This window comes from Variovorax sp. IB41 (genome assembly GCF_016405905.1).
GTDB lineage: Bacteria > Pseudomonadota > Gammaproteobacteria > Burkholderiales > Burkholderiaceae_C > Variovorax.
Window position 1 is genome coordinate 90,462 of sequence record NZ_JAEFCB010000015.1, and the last position, 24,171, is coordinate 114,632.

The window sequence follows — 24,171 nt, forward strand, 5'->3', positions numbered from 1 at the left end:
TGTGGCTCCTGTTCTCAGCCGCCTGCGGCCAGCTCGCGTTCGAGCACCTTGGGGTTGTCGCGCCAGCGCTCCAGCCACTCCTGCGCGACGTCGCCCGGGTAGACGTCTTCGACGCCATCGCGCAGCGCCTTCACGATGGCGTTGGCCAGCGCAGTGGGTGCCAGCTTGGGCGGCGGCGTGTGCTGGTTCCATTCGTCGTCGATGGGTCCGGGGAACACATTGATCACGCGAATGCCCGCAGGCCGCATCTCCGCACGCAGGCACTGCGCGAGCGAATGCGCCGCCGCCTTCGAGGCGCTGAAGGTGCCGTGCGGCGGAAAGTTGCTCAGCGCATAGATCGACAGCAGGTTGACCCACGCCGTCGCGCCCGTCGCGCCATCGGCCGAGCGGCCCTTGAGCGCGGGGCCGAACTCTTGCGCGAGACGCAGCAGGCCGAAGTAGTTGATGTCCATCTCGGCCTTGGCGACATCGGTGCCGCGCCGCGCGCCGATGCCGAAGGTGCGGTGCACCTCGGCGTTGTTGATCACGATATCGACCTTGCCGCCGATGGAGCCCGCGAGCTCGGTCACCTGGCGGCCGTTGGTGAGGTCAAGAGGAACGAGCGTCACCTGCGGCAGCGCCGAGATGTCGTCCAGCCCGTCGCCCATCTTCTTCCAGGGCTCGGCATGGCCGACCCAGACGATGTCGGCGCCGGCCTTCACCAGCGCGCGCACGATGGCCTGGCCGGTCTCGGTCTTGCCGTCGGTCACCAGCGCCTTGCGGAACTTGGGGTCGCTGGTCATTTCACGCAGCATCTTGTCGTCGGCCATGTGGGCACTCCCTTCATTCGGAAAACCAATGAGAACGGCCTGGCCCGCGCGGTCGAGGCGGGCACCTACGCGAACTCGGGTGGGCGCATCGCCCACTTCGCCGTGCAGGTGGACCATGAGCGTCGGGCCGGCATCCAGGTGCACCAGGCCCAGCCGCCAGGGCAGCCGCTCGCGAAAGAACAGGTCGTTGCTGTGGTGCAGCGTGGTGCTGCCGAGCAGCTCGCCCTCGCCGCTCTGCGTGCGCCAGCGCAGCGCGGCCGAGAGGCACTTGTGGCAGACCTCGCGCGGCGGGTACTGCACGGTGCCGCAGTCCTCGCAGGTCTGCAGCTCGAAGCGGCCCTCGGCGGCGGCGGCCGTGAGGCCGAGCGCGACGCGGCCGCGCGCGCCGGGCGGCAGGTTCATCTGCCGGGTGCGCAGCACCGGGTTCTTGCGCGGGGGGCGCATCAGGGGCATGGTCATGCGGCTCTCCCGAGGATGACGGCGCCTGTGCAGAGACACCGGTCGTAGGTCACCATGCCGAAGCCGGCGACGAGACCGAGTTGCGCGCCGGGCACCGCGCGCGCGCCGGCTTCGTCTGTCAGCTGGCGGATCGCCTCGACCATGCCGAGGAAGCCGCCCGCGGCGCCGGCCTGCCCGGCCGAGAGCTGGCCGCCGCTCGTGTTGTTCGGAAAACTGCCGTCGAAGGTCATGGTGTGCGACTGCACGAAGGCCGAGCCCTCGCCCTTCTCGCAGAAGCCCAGGTCCTCGAACTGCATCATCACGATGACGGGGTAGTCGTCGTAGGTCTGCACGAAGTCGAGCGCGGCGGGCTGCACGCCGGCCTGTGCGTAGAGGTCGTCGCGGTCCTTGCGCCAGCCGCCCTGCACCATCACCGGGTCTTCGGCGTAGGCGTTGTGGCGCTCGATGGCGCCGCGGATCACGGCGTGCGGCAAGCCCAGGTCGCGGGCGCGCTCCTCGCTCATCACGAGGAAGGCGTCGGCGCCCGCGCAGGGCATCACGCAGTCGAAGAGATGGATCGGGTCGGAGATGGGCCGCGCGGCCATGTACTCCTCGAGCGTCAAGCCCTTCTTGAACATCGCGTTCGGGTTGCCGAGCGCGTTGGTGCGCTGGTCCACGCAGATGCGGCCGAAGTCCTCGCGCTTCGCGCCGTAGGTGCGCATGTAGTTGGCGGTGATGAACGCGAAGATCGAGTTCGGCCCGCCCGAGCCGTAGGGGTAGCTCGCGTCGCGCGCGAAGTTGCTGAAGCTGCCGAGCGTCTGGCGGAAGGAGTCGACGTGGTTGGTGTCGGCGCCCACGCAGGCGACGATGTCGGCATCGCCCGCCTGCACGGCGCGCGCGGCGCGGCGCAGGCACATCACGCCCGAGGCGCCGCCGGTGGGCACGTGGTCGAGCCAGCGCGGCGACATGCCCAGATGCTGCGTCACGCCCACGGCCGTGTCGGGTGCGAGCGAGAAGCTGCTCAGGCACAGGCCGTCGATCTCTTCCTTCGGCACGCCGCTGGCTTCGACCAGTGCCTGCACGGCCTGGCCGATGAACCAGTGCGCGGTGTGCGTGGAGTAGCGCACGTAGGGCACCGTGATGGGCACGGCGACCGCGACGCCTTCGTAGGAAAACCGGTTGCGGCTCATGCTTGCCTCTTCTTCATCGACCGGGTGTCGATGCAATGGTCCTGCCCCGGCAGCGACTGCGCCATCTCGCGCAGCTGACCGCGCTGGATCTTCTGCGAGGGCGTGAGCGGCAGCGCATCGACGAAGGCGACGTAGCCCGGCGCCTTGTAGTAAGCGAGTTGATCGAGCGCGTGCTGCACGATGCTCGCGGCGATCTGCTCGCGCTGCGATGCATCGGCGTCCTCGCGCATCACGATGCAGGCCAGCACCTCGTCACCGCGCACCGCGTCCGGCGTGGCGGCCACGGCCGAGGTCTTCACGGCCGGGTGCTGGTTGAGCACGCTCTCGACCTCGACGGCCGAGATGTTCTCGCCGCTGCGGCGGATCACGTTCTTCTTGCGATCGACGAAGAAGAAGTTGCCCTCGGCGTCGCGGCGCACGAGGTCGCCGGTGTGGAACCAGCCGTCGGCCCAGGCTTCGCGCGTGGCTTCGTCGTCTTTCAGGTAGCCGGAGAAGAAGTAGCGCTTCGGGTCGTTGCCGGCCGAACGCACGAGCAGTTCGCCCGGTGCATCGACCCCCACATCACCGCCGTCTTCGCCCACGAGGCGGATCTGCACGAAGTCTTCCTGCCGGCCGAAGCAGCTCGTGCCCACGAGGCGCGGCTCGCGGTTGGCCATGATGCAGGCGGCCGCGCCGGTCTCGGTCATGGCCCAGGCCTCGACCAGCGGGAAGCCGAAGCGTTCTTCGAAAGGTGTGTGGTTCTTGCGGTCCACGCCGGCGCCGAAGCCCCAGCGGATCGCGTGGTCGCGGTCGGCGGCCGACGCGGGTGCGGAGAGCAGCATCGCCGGCATCACGCCGAGGTAGTGAACGATGGTCGCGCCGCTTTCGCGCGCGCTCGCCAGCCAGGTCTTCGGATGGAAGCGGTCAAGCTGCACGAGGCAACCGCCTGCGACCAACACCACCATGGTGGAGAACGCCATCGCGTTCATGTGGTTGAGCGGCAGCGGCGTGATGACGCGCTCGGTGTCGGGGCGGATGCTGCACACGCCGTCGAGCGCGGCGTACCACTCGCCCGCGCGCAGGAAGTAGGCGTTGCTCAGGATGCAGCCCTTGGGCCGCCCGGTGGTGCCCGAGGTGTAGAGCAGGCCGCATTCGGTGTCGATGCCGACGGGCTCGTGGGCGCGCGGCGCTGCTGTCTTCGCGCTGGGCACCGCGTCGTCGGGCCCCATCGTCTCGAAGACCACGCCAGCCTGCGCAGCGGCGGCGCGCAGGTCGTTCGCGCGCTCGGGCAGTGTCACGGCGAGGCCGATTTCGCTGTGGCCGATCAGGTAGACCAGCTCGGCCGAGCGCATCTCGGCGTTGATCGGCACCACGCTGACGCCCAGTGCGTTGAGCGCGAACCAGTGAAAGAGGAACGCAGGCCGGTTCTCCAGCAGCAGCCCGACGCGGTGGCCGTGCCCGTAGCCAGCTTGTGCATAGGCCGTGCGCAGTCGCTCGACCTCGGCTGCAGCCTCGTCCCAGCGAATGGCACCGGCCGCGATGCCGTAGGCCACAGCGGTCACCGATTCGGTGAACAGGAACTCGGCCTCCGGCGTGCGCGCTGCAGTCGCCGAGAAAACCTGATGGACGGTGGCGTGTTGCATCGCGTCCTTAGATGAAAAGCTGCACGGCCGGGAGCGCCGCGTCGCAGTTGAGCAGGTTCACGCGCTTGAGCGTCATGCGCAGCGCGCCGTCCTGCAGCGTGAGGTGATGGAAGAAGGTGCCGACATAGAACTGCAGTTCGTCGCCCTGCGATTCGGTGTAGTGGAAGCCGGTGCGCACCACGAAGCGATTGCCCTCGGCATCGAAAGTCTCGACGACCGGCACCTGCAGCAGGTGATGGCAGCGGCTCGGCGGCTGTTGCGAAAACGCGCGCGGGCTCTTCAGGCGCTCGATGCGCAGGTCGCGCAGCAGCTTGTCTTCGTAGAGGTGCGATGTGTGGTTCAGGCCGTCTTCCTGGTCGGGCACGAGCGGCACCCAGTAGAAGGCGTCGTCGGTGAAGAGTGCGTTCCATTCTTCGTAGCGGCGCGTGTCGAGCAGGTGCGCTTCGTTCACGACGAAGTCGATCAGGTCCTGGCGCGTGACTTGGGTCTCGGTGTCGGTGCCGGCCATCACATCGTCTCCGTCATGCGTTCGACCCAGCTGCGGTACTGGTTGCGCATCGGCAGCTCGTTGGTGCCGCCGGTGGTGATCTCGCCGCCCTTCAGTTCCGACGCGTCGTAGTCGCGGTGCAGGCTCACCCACTCGTTGCCGCTCGCGTGCAGGCCCGCCTGCATGCCGCGGTACGCCTGCAGGTCGTCGTGCCCCACCACCGAGAACGGCGAGTTGATGAGCCGGTTGTACATGGTGGTGCGCTGCAGCAGCTCGGGCGGCGCGCCTTTCAGGCGAAAGGTCCAGCTCTCGATCAGCGTCTTGTCGGCCGAGATGGGCTTGACCACGCGGATCGCCTGGATCGCGCCCTTGATCGTGAGGTTCGGGTAGTACACGGTGTTGTGCCGCGCCATGCCCAGGATCTGCGCGGTCTTCTCTTCGCCGTAGCGCGCCTTCATCGCGTCGTCGTATTCGGGGATCGCCTTGTACTTGCTGTGGATGCTGAAGTGCACGCCCGTGAAGCTGTGGCCGTGGTCGTAGGTGCGGATGCCCATGTCCTCGAAGAACTTGTAGTCGGACATGAAAGGCACGAACTGCTCGACCGCCATGGGCTTGGGCGCGTCGGCGGGCTGGTCGGCCCACATGCGCTTGGCGGTGCCGGCCGAGGACTCGTGCGCCACCATCGGGTGCATGGTGTCGTTCAGGTTCTCCACGAACATCTTCCAGTTGCACTGGTGCACGAAGCGCAGGCACCCGCCGGCGATTTCGAGTTCGCCCTCGGGCGAGCGGTCGGCCATGTTGTCGATGGAGCTGAGCGAATCGCCGAAGTACGCCTCGAAGTCGGGGCCCGCGTCGTTGATCTTCACGAAGATGAAGCCGCGGTGGCTGCGCACGTGCTTGAGCGTCGTCAGGCCCTTGGCCGATTCGCACTCGTGCAGCGCGGTGTTCTCGTAGCCGGTCTTCAGCGGAATCGCCAGCAGCGAGCCGTCGGTCTTGAAGGTCCACGCGTGGTAGGGGCAGCGGAAAAACTTGCCGGTGTTGCCGCAGGGAGCGCTCACCAGGCGCGAGCCCTTGTGGGCGCAGCGGTTCATCATCGCGCGCACGCTCCCGTCGGTGTGGCGCACCACGATCAGCGGGCGGCCGGCGATCTCGTTGCTGATCCAGTCGCCGGGCTTGGGCAGCTGGCTCTCGTGGCCGACGTAGTTCCAGGTGTTGGCGAAGAAGTGTTGCTGCTCCAGCTCGAACAGTTCCTGGCTGGTGTAGAGGTCGCGGTGCACGCGATCGTTCTGCACGAGCGCGCGCACTGCTTCTGGGTTGTCTCTGTACGAAGGCATGGTTCTCGTGGCTCCTTGCTTCAGATGTCGAGCACCAGGCGCGCACCCTTGGCGCGCGAGATGCAGATCTGCATGACGTTGCCCTCGGCCTTCTCGCGGGCGGTGAGCACGTAGTCGCGGTGATCGATCTCGCCTTCGAGCACGGGCACGGCGCACACGCCGCATTCGCCGCGCTTGCAGTCGAACATCGGGTCGCAGCCGTTGTCGATGAGGCAGTCCAGGATGCTCTGGTCGGCCGCGACGGTGAAGCGCTGGCCCGATTGGGCGAGTTCCACCTCGAAGGGCCGGTCGCCCGCTTCGGCGACCGGTTCGGTGAAAAGCTCGAAGTGCACGCGGTCGTGCTCCCAGCCGCGGGCCTGGGTGCGGGCGAGCACCGCGTCGAGCATGACCTTGGGGCCGCAGACGTAGAGGCGGTCGCCGGCCGGTACATCGTCGAGCAGCGCGTCGATGTCGAGCGGCGCGCCGACTTCGGCATCCGTGTGCACGCGCAGGTCGTCGCCCAGCAGCGCCTGCAGCTCGGGCAGGAAGGCCATCAGCTCGCGGCTGCGGCCGGCGTAGTGCATGCGCACCGGCGCCTCTTCGGCGCGGCGGCGCGCGGCCATGCTGGCGAGCGGCGTGACGCCGATGCCGCCCGCGACCAGCACCGAGCCGCCGGGGCCGGTGTGCAGCGGAAAGTCGTTCTTCGGCGCTTCGATGGCGAGCGTGTCGCCCTCCTTCAGCCTTTCGTGCATGAAGCGCGAGCCGCCGCGGCCTTCGGCCTCCTTGCGCACGGCGATAACGTACTCGGTCGGTGCGTTCGTCGCGTTGCGCGCGGTCGCGAAATTGATCAGCGAGTAGTGGCGCCAGTCGGTCTTGCCGTCGGGCAGCGACACCTGCACGCGGATGTGCGCGCCGGCCGCGAAGCCCGGCAGCGGACGGCCGTCTTCGGCGCGCAGGCGCAGCATGCGGATCAGCGGATTGAGTTCGCGCGCTTCGGCGACGCGAAGTTCGAGCGTGGCGGTGGGAGCGGTCATCGTGCGTCCGTTGTCTCTTCAGGCCAGCGCGTGCTGCGCCAGGGCAGCCTGCAGCTTGTGGCCGTGTTCGTCGGCGAGCGCCGCATCGCGCAGTTCGCGCAAGGTGGCGGGCGCGAGCTGCGCGCCCGCGCGCTCGACCGCGCGCATCACCGTGTCGTAGTTGCGGATGCCGCGCTCGTGCGTGTCGCTGTAGCCCTTGACCAGGCGCTGGCACTGCGCGAGCTCCACCGCCAGCTCGGGGTTGCGCTGCGCGGTGGCGGCGATGCGATGCAGCCACTCTTCGATGCGGCGGTTTTCTTCGGCGTAGCGCATGGTCGAGCGGCGCCAGCGCTTCATCGCGGCCACGGCGCGCAGCATGAGGTAGCCGCGCAGCGAGCTGGTCCGGATCACGCGGCCTTTCTGCGTGAAGCGCTCGACGATCTTCTTGGGCGTCGAGGAGTTTATGAGCCAGCGGCCGATGCCGCCGGGCAGCGTCTCGCAGATTTCCTGCAGGCGCGGGTGCATGTATTCGTTGATGGCGAGCACCTGGCCGGGCTGCACGCGGGTCTCGCCGCGCACGCGCTCGAAGCGGGTGGCGCGGGTCTTGAGCGCGGCCACGCGGGCGGTGTCTTCGTAGGACATCCAGAGGGCGAGGTGGCGTGCGGTCTCGCGCAGCAGGCGGTGGTCGCCGGTGCCCGGCAGGGCGGCGATGACGGCCATACGGTCCAGGTACAGGCCGGCGTAGGCCAGGTCCTGGTAGTCGATGAGGCGGCGCACGCCTTCGAGCAGGAAGTCTTGCGCGGCAAGGGGAAAGTCGTGCTGCACGCGTTCGACCAGCACGCGCACGGCCGGGTGACGGGGCTGTGGCGTTGGCGTGGCCGCCGCGGCTTCCGGCGGTGTCTCGCCATCGTCGCCGGCCTGCGCGCGAGCGAATGCGCCGCCGAAGGCCTTCAGGCTGGGTTTCACGCCCACGCCGCCGCGTTCGATGGTCGCTTCGAACTGCGCGCGACTGAAAGGCAGCACGCCAGAGCCCGCCAGCGCGCCGAAGAGCACGGCACTGATCACGCTGCCCGAGGCTTCGGCGGCTTGCGCCATGTCGAAGCGGATGAAGCGCTTGGCGGCCTTGGCCGTGTGCGCGAGCAGTTGCGCGCTGTCGACACGGCCGTCACCGAGCGCGCTCTTCTCCGCGATGGAGAACACGCGGTGCGTCGACGCGATGAGCGTGGTGCGGTCGTTGGTGACCAGGCCGCGCTGCACGGCACGGCCGGCTTCCATGAGTTCGGAGGCGAGCACCACATCGACGTCGCCGGGCAATGGCATCAGCGCCAGCACAGGCCGGCCGCGATCCACTTCTGCCTGCGCCGTCGGATAGAGCTCGACGTAGTAGATCGTCGCGCCCGTGCGCTGCGCCACGCCGGGAACCGAGGTGGTCTGGGCCACGTAGCCATTGGCCTCGCCCATGTCCACGATCCAGTCGGCCAGCACGCCGCCGCCCTCCCCGCCCATGGCGAGGATCGCGATCTTGATCGGTTGGGCCTTGGTGTTCGTCATCGCTTCAGAAGGCATAGGTTTCGCGCCGGCGCGCTTCGCCGCGCTGCAGCCAGCCGATGACGGCGCTGCGCACGCGCTCGCGCAGCTTGTCCCAGCCGGTCGGGTTGCTCACGATCTGCGCCTTGTAGAACGAGGGGCACAGCACCGCGGCATGCGAGACCTCGCCGCACACGCCGCAGCCCACGCAGCTGTCGAGCACGGCCGCGACCGGGTCGGTGCGCAGCGGATCGGGGTTGGGCTTGATGGAGAGCGAGGGGCAGCCCGACAGGCGGATGCACGAGTGGTCGCCGGTGCAGGTGTCCGAATCGACGCCGAACTTCTCGCGCACCATGCGCTTGCCGTCGGCGATGGCCTTGCGCACCAGCGGCTTCTCGCGGCGCTGCTTGTTGAGCATGCACTCCGACTGCGCGATCAGGACCTTGGGGCCCTTCTTCGTGGTGGTGAGCGCTTCTTTCAGTGCATCGCGCATGCCGGCCACGTCGTAGGTGCGGCGCAGCGTCTTCACCCATTCCACGCCGACGCCGCGCACGGCACGCTCGATTTCGTGTCCGGTGCTGCGCGTCTTGTTGACGGCGTTCGACGAGAGGATGTCCTGCCCGCCGGTGGCCGAGGTGTAGTTGTTGTCGACGACGATGGTGAGGTTGTCGCTCTTGTTGAAGACCGAGTTCGCCACGCCGCTGGTGAGGCCGTTGTGCCAGAAGCCGCCGTCGCCCATCATCGAGATCGCGCGCTTGCCGGCCGGCGCATTGAGCGCCGAGGCGCCCGCGCCGCCCAGGCCGTAGCCCATGGTGGTGTTGCCGATGTTGAAGGGCGGCAGGATCGAGAACAGGTGGCAGCCGATGTCGGCGCTCACGTGGTGTGCGCCGAGTTCACGCTCGACCAGCTTCATCGCGCTGAAGATCGGGCGCTCGGGGCAGCCGGTGCAAAAACCCGGCGGACGTGCGTGCACGACATCGCCGAGTGCGGTGGATGGCATCGCTGGTTCGGGCGCGGCATCGACGCCGATGGCGGCCACTTCCTTCAGCGGAATCACCTTGCGCACCGGTACGGGCACTGGCAGCGGCGCGAGGCGTTCGTAGCGCTCGCAGAAAGTGCGCGCGCCCTTGAGCAGTTCGGAGGATGTGTACTCGCCGGCGACCGGCAGCATGTCCTTGCCGTGCAGCGCGGTCGTGGAGCCCGCCTGGCGCAGGATGGTCGCGAGGTTCTGCTCGACGAAGTTGGGCTGGCCCTCTTCCACGATCAGCACCGCGCGCTTGCCTTCGCAGAAGCGGATGACTTCGCTCTCGATGACCGGATAGGCCACGTTCATCACATAGAGCGGCACCTTGGTGTTGCCGTACACGTCGGCGAGGTCCAGCCGCTCCAGCGCGCGCAGCAGCGTGTTGTAGCTGCCGCCCTGCACGATGATGCCGATGTCGTCGGCGTCTTCGGAAAAGAACTCGTTGAGTTGCCGCTCTTCGATGAAGCGCACCGCGGCGGGCCAGCGGTCCTTCACCTTTTCCTGTTCGTGCACGAAGCTCGCGGGCGGCAGCACGATGCGGCTGACGTCGCGCTGCGGGTTCTCCAGCGCCTCCTGCAGCGTGAACTTCGCGCGCTTGTTATCGCCGGCGATGAAGTGGCCGTGCACGTGGCAGGCGCGGATGCGCAGCTGCAGCATCACGGGCGTGTTGCTGGCTTCGGAGAGATCGAAGCCCGTCTTCACCGCATCGACGATGCTGGGCAGGTTGGGACGCGGATCGAGCAGCCAGATCTGCGACTTCATCGCGAACGCGTGGCTGCGCTCCTGCATGATCGACGAGCCTTCGCCGTAGTCCTCGCCCACGATGATGAGCGCGCCGCCGGTCACGCCGCCCGAGGCGAGGTTGGCCAGCGCGTCGGAGGCGACGTTGGTGCCCACGGTGGCCTTGAAGGTGACGGCGCCGCGCAGCGGGTAGTTGACCGAGGCGGCGAGCGTGGCGGCGGCGGTGGCTTCGCTCGCGCTGTTTTCGAAGCGGATGCCCTGTTCCGCGAGGATGTCCTGTGCATCGGCCAGCACGTCCATCAGGTGCGAGATGGGCGCTCCCTGGTAGCCCGCGACGTAGGAAACGCCTGACTCCAGCAAGGCCTTGGTGACCGCCAGAATGCCTTCTCCGCGAAATACATCGCCACCCGAAAGCCGCAGCTTCTTGACTTCCTCGACGAACGAACGCTCAGCCATGTGGGTCCTTTTTCTTTCTCGTGGGAGGATGCGCTTCAGGTGCCACATCACGCTTTCTATAATGTTGACAAATGAATGTATCCACAATCATGAATTACCCTAGACATGCAAGCAGCGTGCCCGAAGCTGGTTTGGCGTGCCGGGCTGTGAGGTGCCTTCATGGCTGAGCAGGACCCGCCCGCCGAATCGCATCGCTTCGTCGACGACTACCTGCCGGCGCTGCTCGCGCAGGCGAGCCAGTTGATCTCTTCGGAGTTCCACGAGGTGGCGCGCCAGCAGGGCTTCTCGGTGTCGGAGTGGCGCGTGATGGCGTCCCTCGCGGGCAGCGAGCCGATCAGCATCGGCCAGCTCGCGCAGGTGACCGTGACCAAGCAGCCGACGGTGACGCGCCTCCTGGACCGCATGGAGTCGCGTGGACAGGTGGAGCGCCTGCCCCACGAGAGTGACCGCCGCATCACGCTGGTGCGCATCACGCGCAAGGGCCTGAAGGCCGTCGAGCACCTGATGGAACTGGCGCGCGAGCACGAGCGCCGCGTGCTCGAGCCCTTCGGCCTGCGGCGGGCCGAAGAACTCAAGGAGACGCTGCGAAGAATGATCGAACTGCACGTGCATGTGCCGCTCGAGGAGCCGGAGCCCGAAGAAGACTGAAAGACCGAATCCGGTCTACGGCACGAGCACTGCGCGGCCGCGATGGCCGCGTTGCGCGATCCAGTCGAGTGCCTTGGCGGCATCGGCCAGCGCGAAGGCCTGCACGTCGAGATGCAGGCGGCCATTGGCCAATCGCGCGAGCAACTCGGGCGCGGCGGCACGGCCCGCGGCCTCCCGCCTGAACATGTTGAGCGGCAGCAGCGCAACGTCGCGCTGCAGGAAGTGCGCGATGTCCAGTTGCAGCATGGGACCGGCGGTGTAGCCGATCAGCACGGCGCGTCCGCCGGGGCGCACGGCAGGAAGAGACGCTGCGAGGACGTTGCCGCCGACCGTGTCGATGAGCAGGTCGGCGGTGGCAACGGAGGGTGCGGTGTTCGGATCGACCGGCGTCACCGTGCACCCTGCATCGCGCGCAAGTTGCATCACGAGGGAGCCCACCGCGCCGCTCGCGCCAGTCACCAGAACTTGCTCGCCCGCTTGCAGCTTCGCGACGTCATGCAGCGCCACCCATGCCGACGTGGTGGGAGAGAAGAACGCGGCGCCGAGCGTCATCGGCAATGCATCGGGCAGGAGGCCGAGCGCTTCGTCGGGCGCATCGATCAGCTCGCACCAGGTGCCGTCGAACAGGGTACCCAGGCCGCTGCCGCGCAGCCACACGCGTTGGCCAACCTCGTAGCGTTCGCTCGCGACGACGATGCCGGCGGCTTCCACACCCGGCGTGTAGGGCAACGGCGGATGCCGCAGGAAGCTGCCGCGCCACACGGTGCGGTCGATGTGGCCGACCGTGGCGGCCTGCATGCGGACGATGGTGCGGCCGGGGCGCGCGACGGGATCGGCCACCTCTTCCAGCGCGGGCACTGCATCGAAACCGTGGATGCGGACGGCTTTCATGGCAGCGTCGAAAGAAAGTCGATCACGGCCTGCGCGAAGGCTTCGGGCATCTGGTCCGGCAGGGGCACCATGCCGCCTTCGATGTCGACGATGCGCGCGTGCGGCAGGTGGTGCTGCAGCTCGACCGCATGCGGTGCGGCGAACGGATCGTCGGTGGCGCGGATGATGAGCGTCGGTTGCGTCACGCGGCCGATGCGGTCTTCCATGCGGTAGGACGCGACGGCGCGATGGCCCTCTTCCACGCGGTGGCCGACCTTCAATGCATCGAGCACGAAGGCTTCGAGCAATTCGGGGCGTCCTGTCGGATAGAAGCCCTGGCGTTTTTGCCACAGCGCGGCGAGATGGCTGCCGTCTTCGCTCGGCGCCACCTCGTCGATGGGCGGCCGCTGGGCGCGTGCGATGCGAAAAGGTTCGTCGGTGTACGGCGTGGACGACAGCACGAGGCCGCGCACGCGGTCCGGAAAGGCGGCCGCCAGTTCGATCGCGACGACGCCGCCCGTGTGATGGCCCACGACATCGGCCTGCCGGACGCCCAGCGCATCGAGCAGCTCGCACGCCACGTGCGCCCATTGCTCGATGCTCGCGGGCACACCGCCATCCGCGGAATCGCCGAAGCCCGCGGTGTCCATCGCGATGGCGCGATAGCGCACGCCGAGCAGCGGCAGCACCTCGCGGTATTCGGCCCAGCTGCGCGGCGACTGGTGCAGCAGCAGCACGGCGGGCGCACTCGCATCGCCGCACGTCGCGTAGTGCACCTGTCCCACCGACAGGTCGGCAAAGGCGCGGCGGATCGTCATGACAGCGTCTCGCCGGCGGGCGCGCGCCAGAGGCCCGCGTGCTTGAGCTCGCCGAGCGTGCGCGAGAGCACGTCGCGCCGGTACGCGGCGATGTCGCGGCCTTCGTAGTCGTAGAAGCCGCTGCCGCTCTTGAGGCCGAGGCGCCCCTCGGCGACCATGCGATCGACGATGGCGGGCGCGGTGTAGCGGCCCTTGTCGATCGAGGCGGACATCTCGCGGCTCGCGTGGTGCAGGATGTCGCAGCCGCCGAAGTCGATGAACTCGACGACGCCGAGCGCGGCGAAGCGCAGGCCGAGGCCGTAGCGCGTGGCCTTGTCGATTTCCTCGGCGGTGGCAGCGCCCTCCTCGATCATGCGGGCCGCCTCGTTCATCACCAGCGCCTGCAGGCGCGGCACGATGTAGCCGGGCGATGCGCCGCAGACCACGGGCAGCTTGCCGATCGCCTCCATCAGCGCCTTGGTGCGTGCGAGCACGCCAGCGTCGGTGCCCGGATGGCAACTGAGTTCCACCACGGGGATCACATACGCCGGGTTGAGCCAGTGCATGTTGAGAAAGCGTTCGGGCAGCCGCACCAGCGCCGCGAGCTGCGTCACGAGGATGCTGCTGGTGGTCGAGGTGAGGATCGCGTCGTCGCGGCAATGGCGGTTCAGGTGCTCGAAGGCCTCGCGCTTGGCCTCCATGGTTTCGGGGACGCCTTCGAACACGAGCTCGGCGGCGGCGAGCGCCTGCGGAGCGGCCGCGGCATTCACGAAGTCCACGCGCGCGGCGATGGGCTGGATCTGCGCCGCATCGATCACGCCGAGCTGCGCGAGGCCTGCGAGGCTGGCCTCGATCTCCGCCTTCGCTTCGCCCTGCAGGCGCTGCCAGGCCTCGTCGTTGCGCGGACGCAGGTCGATCAGCGAGATGCGGTGGCCGGCGTATGCGAACGCGATCGCGATGCCGCGCCCCATGCGGCCGGCGCCGACGGCGGCGAAGCGGGGCAACGCGCGCTCATTGGCCATCGTGCAGCCTCTCCTTGAGTTGTGCCGCGCTCAGGTCGGCGAGGCCCAGGCTTTCGAAAGTGCGCGGGCCGTGGCGCAGGTCGCGGCCGAGAAAGCCGCCGACGATGGCCAGCAGGCCGTGCGCGATGGGCGCGTCCACGCCCGCATGGCGCGCGGCCGAAGCCAGGAAGGCCAGGCCCAACTCGGTGTCTTCGGTGATGTAGCGGTGCGTGTGCAGGTCGATGTTCTCGCGCCAGTCACCCGACTTGACGAGCTGCTTGTGCGCGTCGCCGTACATCCACTGGTCGTTGTTGTAGTGGTCGGCCAGCGGATAGTGCGGCGCGCCTTGGCCGAAGGCCTCGCGCACGGCCATGCGTTCGCGGTCGAGCCGGTCGGTCACGTCGCGCACCGCGCGTTGCGTGCCTTCGTTGTGGATGTCCCAGCGCTCGAAGTGCTGCAGCGGCGCGGCGTTCATCACCATCAGCGGCGGGTGGATGACGGGGCCTGCGTTCATCAGCGCACCCGAGAGCGCGTCGCCGCAGCCGTGCACGGCCGGGTAGGCCTTGCGGATCACCGCGATCGCCTCGGCCTCCTTGCGCGCGGGGTAGACGCCGGTCGGCAGGCGGATGGCGCGGATGGTGACGTTCACTTCGCGCTCGCCGTGCTTGCGCGCGAGGTACGGCAGGGTGCCGGTCTCGGCCCAGGCCACGTCGGCGCGGTTGCCGGCCTCTTTCACCGTGCGCGCCATCACGTAGCTGCCGAAGGTGCCGGGCGGCAGGAAAACGACCTGGCCGTCGACCAGGTGCGGGGCCATGGCGAGCGCGATGTCGTGCTGGGCGATGGCGGGCGTCGGGATGACGATCAGCTCCGCATCTTTCAGCGCCGCGGCGATGTCGGCGGTGGCAAGCGCGAGCGGCACCTCGCGTGCGCCATCGGCATCCTTCAGCGTGATCGCGCCGGCTTGCACGACTGGCTCGAGCGCCGCAGCATCGCGACGCCACAGGCGCACCTCGTGGCCGGCTTCGGACAGGTCCGCGGCGGCTGCGTAGGCGCCGTGACCACCGCCAAGAATCGCAATTTTCATGTTCGGAATTTGAAAAGCAGATGTCGATGAACCGGCAGCCGCGGCGCGGACCGGGGAGCAATGCGCCATTACATTACTTTTCATCGATTCATAAGTCAATCAAATATCGCTTCCAAAGCCCCCTCGGAAACCCGCAATGAAAAAGCCCGCGCTTCTTGCGAAGCGCGGGCTTTCTTTTTGGGCAAAGCGGCGGGTCGGCCGCTCTGGAATGGATCAGCGCGAGGGCTTGAACGCACGCTTTTGTGCGTCGCGGGGCACGAACACCTTGCCCGGGCCGCCATGGCCTGCGCCATTGCCGCGCGGTGCGAAACCTTCGCGGGGAGCGAAGCCTTCACGGGGCGCGAAGCCGCCGTCGCCGCGGCCACCGCCGTGGTGACCCTGGCCGTGGCCGCCGCGCGGAGCGCTGTCGCCCCAGCCGGGCTTGCGGCCATAGCCTGCGCCACCGCCGTTGTTGCCGCCGTCGTCACGACCGCCGCCGAAGCCGGCGTTGTTGCCGCCCTGGAAGCCGCGCGGGCCCTGGTGGCCTTGGCTCGGTGCCGGGCCGCGTGCATTGCGGTCGTTGAAGCCGCTGGCGCCGGCATAGCCGCCGCCGTTGTTGCCGCGGTAGCCACCGCCGCCGCCTGCACCGCCATTGCCGAACTTGCGGTCGCGCGACTGGTTGTCGCCGCGGCCACCGCGGTACTCGCCCATCGGGGGGCGCGATTGCGGCATGCGCTGTTGCGGCTCGAGGCCGGCAACCACTTCAGCCTTGAACTGCTGGCGGCTGTATTGCTCGATGTCCATGATCTTGCGGCGATCGCGGAATTCGGCAAACGTGATCGCCAGGCCATCGCGGCCGGCACGGCCGGTGCGACCGATGCGGTGGGTGTAGTCCTCGGCCTTCATCGGCAGGCCGAAGTTGAAGACGTGGGTGATGGTCGGCACGTCGATGCCGCGGGCGGCAACGTCGGTGGCCACCAGGATCTGCACCTGGCCCTGGCGCAGCGCCATCAGGCGGCGGTTGCGCAGGCCCTGGCTCAGGGCGCCGTGCAGCGCCACGGCGCTGAAGCCTTCTTGCTGCAGGTCGTTGGCGAGGCCGTCGCACTCGACTTGCGTGCTGGCGAACACGATCGCCTGGTTGATGCTCGTGTCGCGCAGCCAGTGGTCCAGGAGCTTGCGCTTGTGCTGGCTGTTGTCGGCCCAGTACAGCGATTGCTTGATGTTGGCGTGCTTTTCCTGCGGGCTGTCGATGGTCACGCGCTGCGGCTCGCGCATCACGCGCTGGGCCAACTGCTGGATGCGCGGCGCGAAGGTGGCGCTGAACATCATCGTTTGCTGACGCTCGATGGTGAGCTGGTTGACTTCGGCCAGGTCGTCGGAGAAGCCCAGGTCGAGCATGCGGTCGGCTTCGTCGACCACCAGGAACTTGACCTGGTCCAGCTTGAGTTGCTGCGAGCGTTGCAGGTCGAGCAGGCGGCCGGGCGTGGCAACCACGAGGTCGGCGTTCTGCAGCTTGGCGATCTGCAACTGGTAAGGCATGCCGCCCACCACGTTGGCGATGCGAAGACCGCGGCAATGGCGAACGAGTTCGATGGCGTCGTGCGCGACTTGCTGCGCGAGTTCGCGCGTCGGGCACAGGATCAGGGCGCCGGGGGTGGCGGCCTTGAAGTGGCGGGCGTTGGTCGGGTCCTTGCGCTTGGGCTTCTTCGGCGCGACTTCGCCGCGGGCGACGGCTTCGGCGGCCAGGCGCTGGAACTCGGCCTTGGCTTCGGCTTCGGCTTCGGCCTGGCGCTTGAGCAGCGTGTGCAGCACGGGCAGCAGGAAGGCTGCGGTCTTGCCCGAACCGGTCTGGCTGGAGACCATCAGGTCGACAAAACGGGCCTTGCCGTCCTGGCCGGCTTCGCCGCCCATGGCGAGCGGGATCACCTTGTCTTGCACGGTGGTCGGCTGGGTGAAGCCCAGGTCGGCCACGGCGGCGATCAGTTCGGGTGCGAGGCCCAGGCGGATGAAGCCGTTGGGCAGGCTCGGTTCCTGTTCCACCGCGGCGGCCTCGGGGGCGGCTGCATCGAGCGCCTCGAGGATCGGCGCTTCGGACACAGTGTCCACAGCGGCGGTGAATTCGTTGTTGGTAGCGGATTGCACAGGCGCGAACTCGCCCTGCGCTTCAAAAGCGTCGGTCATGTAGATATCAATCTCAAACGCGAGCGCTGCCGTAGGCGGCGCCCCGTTGGTGGTTAAAAACATCAACCATCCAACGACATTCAGCTTCCGGCTAACGCCTGAGGCTGTGGCCCTTTTTGATCAGCGAATGCGATCGGGCGCGGTGTGCAAGATAGGGAGATGCAAGAGACGCTGATCTGTGTCCTTTGACAATTGCAAATCAGCGAAGCCTGCGATTATGGCACGGCTTCGGGTTTTTACCTAATCTCTTGTCGATGGACCTCAATCGGTCAGGCGCAGGAAGGTCTCCCGGTAATGGGCGAGCTCCTCGATGGACTCGTGCACATCGGCCAAGGCAGTGTGCGCCTGCTGCTTCTTGAAGGCGCTGTAGGCCGAGGGCTTCCAGCGCTTGGCCAGTTCCTTCAAGGTGCTGACGTCCAGGTTGCGGTAGTGGAAGTACGCCTCCAGCTTGGGCATGAACTTGACCAGGAACCGCCGGTCCTGCCCGATGGTGTTGCCGCACATTGGCGAGCCGCTGCGGGGGATGTACTTGGCGATGAATTCCAGCAGTTGCTGCTCGGCCGCGGCCTCGTCGAGCGTGGAGGCCTTCACCTTGTCGATCAGGCCGCTGCGGCCATGGGTGCCCTTGTTCCAGGCGTCCATGGCGTCGAGCACGGCGTCGCTCTGATGGATGACGAGCACGGGGCCGTCGATGCGGGGCGTGAGGTCGGGGCCGGTGACGACCACGGCGATCTCGAGCAGGAACTCTTTCTCGGGGTCCAGGCCGCTCATCTCGCAGTCCAGCCAGACCAGGTTCTGGTCGCTTCTCTTCAAAGTGGGCACGGCTGCGGGGGGCGTCGGGTCTAGGGATTCGGGCATCGAAGGATTGTCGCCCAAGGCCTGCGCCCCGAATTACCGGGGACTAAACTCGCCGCTCCATGTCCTATTCGCTCATCTTCACCATCGCCTTCGCGGCCGCGCTCGTTGCAGGCCTCGCTGTGAAGTTCTGGCTCGCTTCGCGGCAGGTGCGCCATGTGGCGCAGCACCGCGGCACGGTGCCGGAAGCCTTCGCGCAAACCATCACGCTCGCAGCCCACCAGAAGGCGGCCGACTACACGATCGCCAAGGCCCGCTTTGGCCTGATAGAGATGGCCTGGAGCGCGGCGCTGCTGCTGGGCTGGACGCTGCTCGGCGGGCTCGACGTGCTGAACAAGCTGCTGCTGGTGGCGCTCGGCGGCGGCATGGTGCAGCAACTGGTGCTGCTGGCCGCCTTCGCTGCCATCGGCGGCCTGCTCGAGCTGCCGTTCACGCTGTGGCAGACCTTCAGGCTCGAAGAGCGCTTCGGCTTCAACAAGATGACCTGGAAGCTCTGGCTGGCCGACACCGTCAAGTCGACGCTGCTCGGCGCGTTGATTGGACTGCCGATCGCGGCGCTGATCCTCTGGCTCATGGGCGCGGCCGGCACGCTCTGGTGGCTCTGGGCCTGGGCCGCGTGGATGGGGTTCAACCTGCTCCTGATGCTGATCTACCCGACCTTCATCGCGCCGCTGTTCAACAAGTTCAAGCCGCTGGACGACCCCACGCTGAAAGCGCGAGTCACCGCATTGATGAAGCGCTGCGGCTTCGCGGCCAAGGGCCTGTTCGTGATGGATGGCAGCACCCGCAGCGCGCACGCGAATGCGTACTTCACCGGCTTCGGCGCGAGCAAGCGCGTGGTGTTCTACGACACGCTGCTGCGCCAGTTGAATGCCGGCGAAGTGGAGGCCGTGCTCGCGCACGAGCTCGGCCACTTCAAGCATCGCCACATCGTGAAGCGGCTGGTCGCGATGTTCGCGCTGAGCCTTGCCGGTTTTGCACTCCTGGGCTGGGTCTCGACGCAGGTCTGGTTCTATGCAGGCCTGGGCGTGCAGCCGAACATGTCGCCGACCGCGCCCAACAGCGCGCTGGCCCTGCTGCTGTTCATGCTCGCGGTGCCGGTGTTCGGCTTCTTCGTGGCACCGCTGCCGGCACGTCTTTCGCGCAAGCACGAGTTCGAGGCCGATGCCTACGCCATCGCGCAGACCAGCGGCGCCGACCTCTCCGCCGCCCTGCTCAAGCTCTACCAGGACAACGCATCCACGCTCACGCCCGATCCGGTGTTCGTCAAGTTCTACTACTCCCATCCGCCTGCGTCCGAGCGCCTCGCGCGCATGACCGCGGCGTGATCCACCACCTCACCTTTCAGCAGAGCCCCTCATGAGCAGCATGTTCAAACCCAAGGACTGGAAGAACCTCCCGGCCCGCCACGCACTGAGCGCCACCGAGATCGTCTCCGGCCTCGCCAAGCTCGAGGGCTGGAAGCTCACCGGCGACGGCGCCGATGTCGCGATCGAGAAGACCTTCGCCTTCTCCAACTACTTCGAGACCATCGCCTTCGTGAATGCGCTGGCGATGGTGGCGCACACGCAGGACCACCACCCCGACCTGTCGGTGCACTACAACCGCTGCGTGGTGCGCTTCAACACGCACGACGTGAAGGGCCTCTCGGTCACCGATTTCGATTGCGCACGGCAGGCCGACGCGCTGGTTGCGAGCCCCGCCGCATGAGGAAACACGCCTGTGGCTAAGCCGGGCCGCGCCGCCTTCACCCCTGCTGCACACAACACGGGGAAGGCGCACCACGACGGCCTCGTCGTCGCCAGCCACGGGCGTCACTGCCTCGTCGAAACGCCCACCGGCGAGCGGCTGATCTGCCACCCGCGCGGCAAGAAGAGCCAGGCCGTGGTCGGCGACCGCGTGCGCTGGCAGGCCACCGAGGACGAAGGCACCATCGAAGAGGTGCTGCCGCGGCGCAACCTCTTCTACCGGCAGGACGAGATCCGCACGAAGTCTTTTGCGGCGAACCTGGACCATGTGCTGATCCTGATCGCGGCCGAGCCGGAATTTTCGGAGCACCAGTTGGCGCGCGCGCTGATCGCGGCGGAGGCGCAGCGCATCACGCCGATCATCGCGCTCAACAAGAGCGACTTGGTCGAGCCCTTCGAGCGCGCCTGGACCAAGCTCGCGCCCTATCGCCGCATGCACCACGGCGTGCTGCCGCTCTCGCTCAAGGCGTCGGGCGAGGCGGACTACGCATCGCTGATGAAGCTGCTGTCCGGCAAGTCCACGCTGGTGCTCGGCCCTTCCGGCTCGGGCAAGAGCACGCTGACCAATCTGCTGGTGCCGGGCGCGACCGTGCTGACCCAGGAGATTTCGCAGGCGCTGAATTCGGGCAAGCACACGACCACCAGCACCACCTGGTACTGGATCGACGAAGCCCGCACCACCGGCCTGATCGACTCGCCGGGCTTCCAGGAATTCGGCCTGAACCACATCGAGCCGATGCAGCTCGCGGGGTTGATGCCCGACATCGCCGAGCACACGGGGGACTGCAAGTTCTACAACTGCACCCACCTGCACGAACCGGGCTGCGGCGTGATCTCGAACGTCGAGACGCCGACGCATGCGGGGCCGATCAGCGCGTCGCGCTACAGGATCTACGGCGAACTGTTCGCCGAGCTGAGCCAGACGCGCTACTGAGCGTCCAGGATGGCCTGCAGCGCCTGCACCAGCGCGCTGCATTGCTCGCGCGTGCCGATGCTGATGCGCAGGTACTGCGCGATGCGCGGCTGCTTGAAATGCCGCACCAGCACCGCGCGCTCGCGCAGCAATGCGGCCAGCTCGGCCGCATCACGCTGCGGATGGCGCGCGAACACGAAGTTGGTCTGCGAGGGCAGCACCTCGAAGCCCAGGTCTTCGAGCTGCAGATGCAGCCCTTCGCGGGTGTCGACGATCTTGTCGCGCGTGATGGCGAACCAGGCCTCGTCTTCCAGCGCCGCGACCGCACCCGCCGAGGCGAGCCGGTCGAGCGGGTAGGAGTTGAAGCTGTCCTTCACGCGCACCAAGGCGTCGATCAGGTGTTGCTGACCGCAGGCAAAGCCGACGCGCAGGCCCGCGAGCGAACGCGACTTGGAGAGGGTCTGCACCAAGAGCAGGTTCGGATACCTGCCGATGAGCGGCAGCGCGCTCTCGCCGCCGAAATCGACATACGCCTCGTCCACCAGCACCACGCGATCGGGGCATGCTGCGAGCAGTCGTTCGATCTGCGACAGCGGCAGCCCGACGCCCGTGGGCGCGTTCGGATTGGCGATCACGATGCCTGCGCATCCACCGCGTGCACGGGCGGCAATCGCCTCGACGTCGATGCGCAGGCCCTCATCGACCGGCTGCAGCTCGCAGGCGATGCCGTAGAGCTGGGCATAGACCTTGTAGAAGCTGTAGCTCACATCGGGCATCAGCAAGGGCTCGGCCTGCTGGAAGAAAGCGAAGAAGGCGTGCGCGAGCACTTCGTCCGAACCGTTGCCCGCGAACACCTGGTCGACGGCGAGGCCGTGCCGCCGCGCCACCGCTTCGCGCAATGCAAGCGAAGTGGGATCGGGGTAGCGCTCCAGCCCGCTCGCAGCCGCCTGCTGGATCGCATCGACGGCCAGCGGCGAGGGCGGATACGGGTTCTCGTTGGTGTTGAGCTTGACGAGGTTCGCGATGCGCGGCTGCTCGCCCGGCACGTAGGGCTCGAGCGCGCCGATGCGCGGACTCCAGAAAGCCGGCACGGTGGTCATGTCGCGACCCTCAGCCAAGAAGGCGGGCGAGCGTCAACAGCGCCAGCAGCACCATCCACATCACGACCGAGCGCCAGACGAGGCCGACCACGCTGCGCAGATGGCCGGGCTCGGGCTCGCGCCCCGGCGTGCTGCCGCTGTCGGGCCTGCGCCCGTCGATCACGGACTCGCCGGCCTGCGCGCGCGGCAGCGGATCGGTGACTGGAATGGGGCTCAGCGAGCCGCCGCCCAGGCGCACATTCACTGCGCCGGAAGTGGCCGCGAGGATCACGCCGTCGTTCTCGTTGGGGAAACGGCGCGCATCGTTGCGCCAGCAATCGATGGCCTCCTCGAAGCTGCCGACCACCGCGAAACCCAGCGCCGTGATGCGCGCCGGCAGCCAGTCGATGCCGTGCCAGGCGCTCTCGGCGGCCTGCTGCACGGAGACGCTCGACGGTTGCACCGCGGCGCCGTTCTTGTGGGCCCAATAGCGCGCGACGAATTCGCTCATGCGGTAGAACACCGCGCCGGCCGGTCCGAGGCCGATGGCGGCGAGCACCGAGAACCAGGCCAGCACGCCGAACACGTGGCGGTGCGCGGCGATGACCGAATGCTCGATCACGTGGCGCACGATCTCGCTGCGCTTGAGTTCGGCGGCATCGACGCCCTGCCAGTGCGCGAGCAGCGAACGCGCGAGCGGCTCGTCGCCCTCGTCGAGCGCGTCGCGGATGTCGGTGAAGTGGTGGCTGAACTGCCGGAAGCCCAGCGTGACATAGAGCACCGCGATGCTCCAGAGCACCGCGAATGGCAGGCCCAGCGTGAGCACCAGCAGCCAATGCACGCCGAGCGCCACGAAGGTGGGCACGAAGACGGCGAGCCCCCAGGCGATCCATCCGTGGTGGGGCTTGCCCGCATCGAAATTGCGGCTGGTCCAGCGCGTCCACGCGAGAACGGTGCCGTACACGGGGTTGTGAGGGCCCAGCGGCCTCACTTGCTCGATCAGCAACGCGCACAGGATGGCAAAGAAGCTCATCCTTCGATGATAGCGAGAGAGCCCGCGGGTTCAGCCGGCATTCAGGCGCTGAGGAAACGGTAAAGATTGCGCAGCATGCCGGCGGTGGCGCCCCAGACGAAGCGCTCGTCGGCACCGTCCTGGTAAGGCATCGAGTACCACTGGCGCTTCGTCCCGTCGGGGGCGGGCACGGTGTGGTGGCGGTGGTTGGCCGGGTCCATCAGCCACGCGAGCGGCACTTCGAAGGCATCGGCGACTTCGTAGGGATTGAGGGTGAGTTCGAAGCCGGGCTGCACCAGCGCGACCACCGGCGTCACGATGAAGGAGGTGACCGTCGTGTAGGTCGGCAGGTTGCCGAGCACCTCGATGTATTGCGCCGAGAGGCCGACCTCTTCCCAGGCCTCGCGCAAGGCGGCTGCGGCGACGTTCGCGTCCTCCGGGTCGACGCGGCCACCGGGAAACGCCACCTGACCCGAATGGGTCGAGAGGTGCGCGGTGCGCTCGGTCAGCAGCACGGTCGCGCCTTGCGGGCGTTGCACGATCGGCACGAGCACCGCGGCCTGGGCGGGGGTGCGCTCGGTCATTCGCGGCTCGCGGCGCAGCTCGGGGGTCCAGACCGGCGGTGTCTCGAAACGCGCCCGCAGGGCCTGCGCCGTCAACTGGTCGTGCGGCACTGCCGGCAGCCCATCGTTCCTCACAGCGAAAGGCGCCTTGCGCGGATCGAACGGCGGCAGCGTGGACGGCGCCACGGCGTTGACGGGTTCGAGCGAGGGGTCCTGCGGGGAAGTGGATGAGGAGGTCAAGAGATGAAAAGTACCGGAGCCGGAATGAAGAAGTAGAGCGGAAAAACGAAAAGTTGTCTTTGGGCGGGAGCAACAACGCAAAAAGCCGCCAGAGCGGCGGCTTTTTGCACTGCAGGAAAACGGCTTACTTGGCGGCCGCTGCTGCTTGCGACTTGCCCGGCAGCTTTTCCTTGATACGTGCCGAACGGCCGCTGCGATCGCGCAGGTAGTACAGCTTGGCGCGGCGCACATCGCCACGACGCTTGACTTCGATGCCGGCGATCAGCGGGCTGTAGGTCTGGAACGTACGTTCCACGCCTTCGCCGCTGGAGATCTTGCGCACGGTGAAGCCGCTGTTGAGGCCGCGATTGCGCTTGGCGATCACGACGCCTTCGTAGGCCTGCACGCGCTTGCGGGTGCCTTCGACGACGCTCACGCTGACGATGACCGTGTCACCGGGCATGAAATCGGGGATCTTCTTGCCGAGGCGGGCGATTTCTTCCTGCTCGAGGGTTTCGATGAGGTTCATGATTTCCTGATATTCGATCGTGTCGGGCTACACAAAAGGCGCCGTTGGTATCTGTCACCCTGGGATGAGCAGA

Annotated in this window: 22 protein-coding genes; 4 read left to right on the plus strand and 18 right to left on the minus strand. The window is 67.7% G+C overall.

Going from position 1 to position 24,171, the window contains the following annotated elements; translation table 11 throughout:
* Nucleotides 1-14: 14 nt before the first annotated feature.
* From JC881_RS23605 to JC881_RS23640, 8 genes are read right to left on the minus strand one after another with little or no spacing between them, the layout of a single operon-like run.
* Nucleotides 15-1,268: an SDR family NAD(P)-dependent oxidoreductase gene (locus JC881_RS23605; protein ID WP_198788156.1), complete on the minus strand. Its 1,254-nt coding sequence runs from the start codon at nt 1,266-1,268 to the stop codon at nt 15-17.
* On the minus strand, nt 1,265-2,437 hold the full coding sequence (locus JC881_RS23610; protein ID WP_198788157.1) for a thiolase family protein: 1,173 nt from the start codon (nt 2,435-2,437) through the stop codon (nt 1,265-1,267). Before JC881_RS23610 ends, JC881_RS23605 begins: the two co-directional genes overlap by 4 nt.
* A complete protein-coding gene (locus tag JC881_RS23615; protein WP_198788158.1) occupies nt 2,434-4,059 on the minus strand; it encodes an AMP-binding protein in 1,626 nt (541 codons plus the stop codon). Before JC881_RS23615 ends, JC881_RS23610 begins: the two co-directional genes overlap by 4 nt.
* A 7-nt stretch (nt 4,060-4,066) precedes the next feature.
* Complete coding sequence (locus JC881_RS23620) at nt 4,067-4,567, minus strand: aromatic-ring-hydroxylating dioxygenase subunit beta (RefSeq protein WP_198788159.1); 501 nt, start codon at nt 4,565-4,567, stop codon at nt 4,067-4,069.
* Entirely contained in the window at nt 4,567-5,880 is a 1,314-nt protein-coding gene (locus JC881_RS23625) for an aromatic ring-hydroxylating dioxygenase subunit alpha (protein ID WP_198788160.1), read from the minus strand. Before JC881_RS23625 ends, JC881_RS23620 begins: the two co-directional genes overlap by 1 nt.
* Nucleotides 5,881-5,900: 20 nt before the next feature.
* Complete coding sequence (locus JC881_RS23630; protein WP_198788161.1) at nt 5,901-6,893, minus strand: PDR/VanB family oxidoreductase; 993 nt, start codon at nt 6,891-6,893, stop codon at nt 5,901-5,903.
* Nucleotides 6,894-6,911: 18 nt separating this feature from the next.
* Nucleotides 6,912-8,423: an indolepyruvate oxidoreductase subunit beta family protein gene (locus JC881_RS23635; RefSeq protein WP_198788162.1), complete on the minus strand. Its 1,512-nt coding sequence runs from the start codon at nt 8,421-8,423 to the stop codon at nt 6,912-6,914.
* A 4-nt stretch (nt 8,424-8,427) separates the two neighbouring features.
* Entirely contained in the window at nt 8,428-10,620 is a 2,193-nt protein-coding gene (locus JC881_RS23640) for a thiamine pyrophosphate-dependent enzyme (protein WP_198788163.1), read from the minus strand.
* A 159-nt stretch (nt 10,621-10,779) separates the two neighbouring features.
* On the opposite strand from JC881_RS23640, the gene JC881_RS23645 reads away from it, so the two are divergent.
* Complete coding sequence (locus JC881_RS23645; RefSeq protein WP_198788164.1) at nt 10,780-11,268, plus strand: MarR family winged helix-turn-helix transcriptional regulator; 489 nt, start codon at nt 10,780-10,782, stop codon at nt 11,266-11,268.
* A gap of 15 nt (nt 11,269-11,283) precedes the next feature.
* Here JC881_RS23645 and JC881_RS23650 read toward each other — a convergent pair whose 3' ends face one another.
* From JC881_RS23650 to orn, 6 genes are all read right to left on the minus strand, one after another.
* On the minus strand, nt 11,284-12,159 hold the full coding sequence (locus tag JC881_RS23650; RefSeq protein ID WP_198788165.1) for a quinone oxidoreductase family protein: 876 nt from the start codon (nt 12,157-12,159) through the stop codon (nt 11,284-11,286).
* Nucleotides 12,156-12,956, minus strand: a complete 801-nt coding sequence (locus JC881_RS23655; RefSeq protein WP_198788166.1) for an alpha/beta fold hydrolase — start codon at nt 12,954-12,956, stop codon at nt 12,156-12,158. Before JC881_RS23655 ends, JC881_RS23650 begins: the two co-directional genes overlap by 4 nt.
* A complete protein-coding gene (locus JC881_RS23660) occupies nt 12,953-13,957 on the minus strand; it encodes a 3-hydroxybutyryl-CoA dehydrogenase (protein WP_198788167.1) in 1,005 nt (334 codons plus the stop codon). The genes JC881_RS23655 and JC881_RS23660 overlap by 4 nt, the downstream gene beginning before the upstream one ends.
* Nucleotides 13,947-15,020, minus strand: a complete 1,074-nt coding sequence (locus tag JC881_RS23665; RefSeq protein ID WP_198788168.1) for an NAD/NADP octopine/nopaline dehydrogenase family protein — start codon at nt 15,018-15,020, stop codon at nt 13,947-13,949. Before JC881_RS23665 ends, JC881_RS23660 begins: the two co-directional genes overlap by 11 nt.
* Nucleotides 15,021-15,233: 213 nt before the next feature.
* Nucleotides 15,234-17,180 carry a DEAD/DEAH box helicase gene (locus JC881_RS23670; RefSeq protein WP_198788169.1) on the minus strand — a complete coding sequence of 649 codons (1,947 nt, stop codon included), beginning with the start codon at nt 17,178-17,180 and terminating at the stop codon, nt 15,234-15,236.
* Nucleotides 17,181-17,441: 261 nt separating this feature from the next.
* A complete protein-coding gene (orn, locus tag JC881_RS23675) occupies nt 17,442-18,038 on the minus strand; it encodes an oligoribonuclease (RefSeq protein WP_198788170.1) in 597 nt (198 codons plus the stop codon).
* A gap of 59 nt (nt 18,039-18,097) precedes the next feature.
* Here orn and JC881_RS23680 point away from each other — a divergent pair, with 59 nt between their 5' ends.
* The 3 genes from JC881_RS23680 to rsgA are packed head-to-tail and all read left to right on the plus strand — an operon-like array spanning nt 18,098 to nt 20,717.
* Entirely contained in the window at nt 18,098-19,363 is a 1,266-nt protein-coding gene (locus tag JC881_RS23680) for a M48 family metallopeptidase (RefSeq protein WP_198788171.1), read from the plus strand.
* Nucleotides 19,364-19,394: 31 nt separating this feature from the next.
* Nucleotides 19,395-19,745: a 4a-hydroxytetrahydrobiopterin dehydratase gene (locus JC881_RS23685; RefSeq protein WP_198788172.1), complete on the plus strand. Its 351-nt coding sequence runs from the start codon at nt 19,395-19,397 to the stop codon at nt 19,743-19,745.
* A gap of 12 nt (nt 19,746-19,757) precedes the next feature.
* Nucleotides 19,758-20,717, plus strand: coding sequence for a ribosome small subunit-dependent GTPase A (gene rsgA / locus JC881_RS23690; RefSeq protein WP_198788173.1), 960 nt, complete (start codon nt 19,758-19,760; stop codon nt 20,715-20,717).
* On the opposite strand, the gene hisC is transcribed toward rsgA, so the two are convergent.
* The 4 genes from hisC to rplS form a co-directional block, all read right to left on the minus strand.
* Entirely contained in the window at nt 20,711-21,796 is a 1,086-nt protein-coding gene (hisC, locus tag JC881_RS23695; protein WP_198788174.1) for a histidinol-phosphate transaminase, read from the minus strand. The two genes, rsgA and hisC, sit on opposite strands and share 7 nt — an antisense overlap.
* Nucleotides 21,797-21,806: 10 nt before the next feature.
* The gene (locus JC881_RS23700; protein ID WP_198788175.1) at nt 21,807-22,808 is read right to left on the minus strand and encodes a CobD/CbiB family protein; all 1,002 of its coding nucleotides are present in this window, start codon (nt 22,806-22,808) and stop codon (nt 21,807-21,809) included.
* A 41-nt stretch (nt 22,809-22,849) separates the two neighbouring features.
* Nucleotides 22,850-23,590, minus strand: coding sequence for a CoA pyrophosphatase (locus JC881_RS23705; RefSeq protein WP_198788176.1), 741 nt, complete (start codon nt 23,588-23,590; stop codon nt 22,850-22,852).
* A 124-nt stretch (nt 23,591-23,714) separates the two neighbouring features.
* Nucleotides 23,715-24,098: a 50S ribosomal protein L19 gene (gene rplS, locus JC881_RS23710; protein ID WP_042582524.1), complete on the minus strand. Its 384-nt coding sequence runs from the start codon at nt 24,096-24,098 to the stop codon at nt 23,715-23,717.
* Nucleotides 24,099-24,171: the final 73 nt, after the last annotated feature.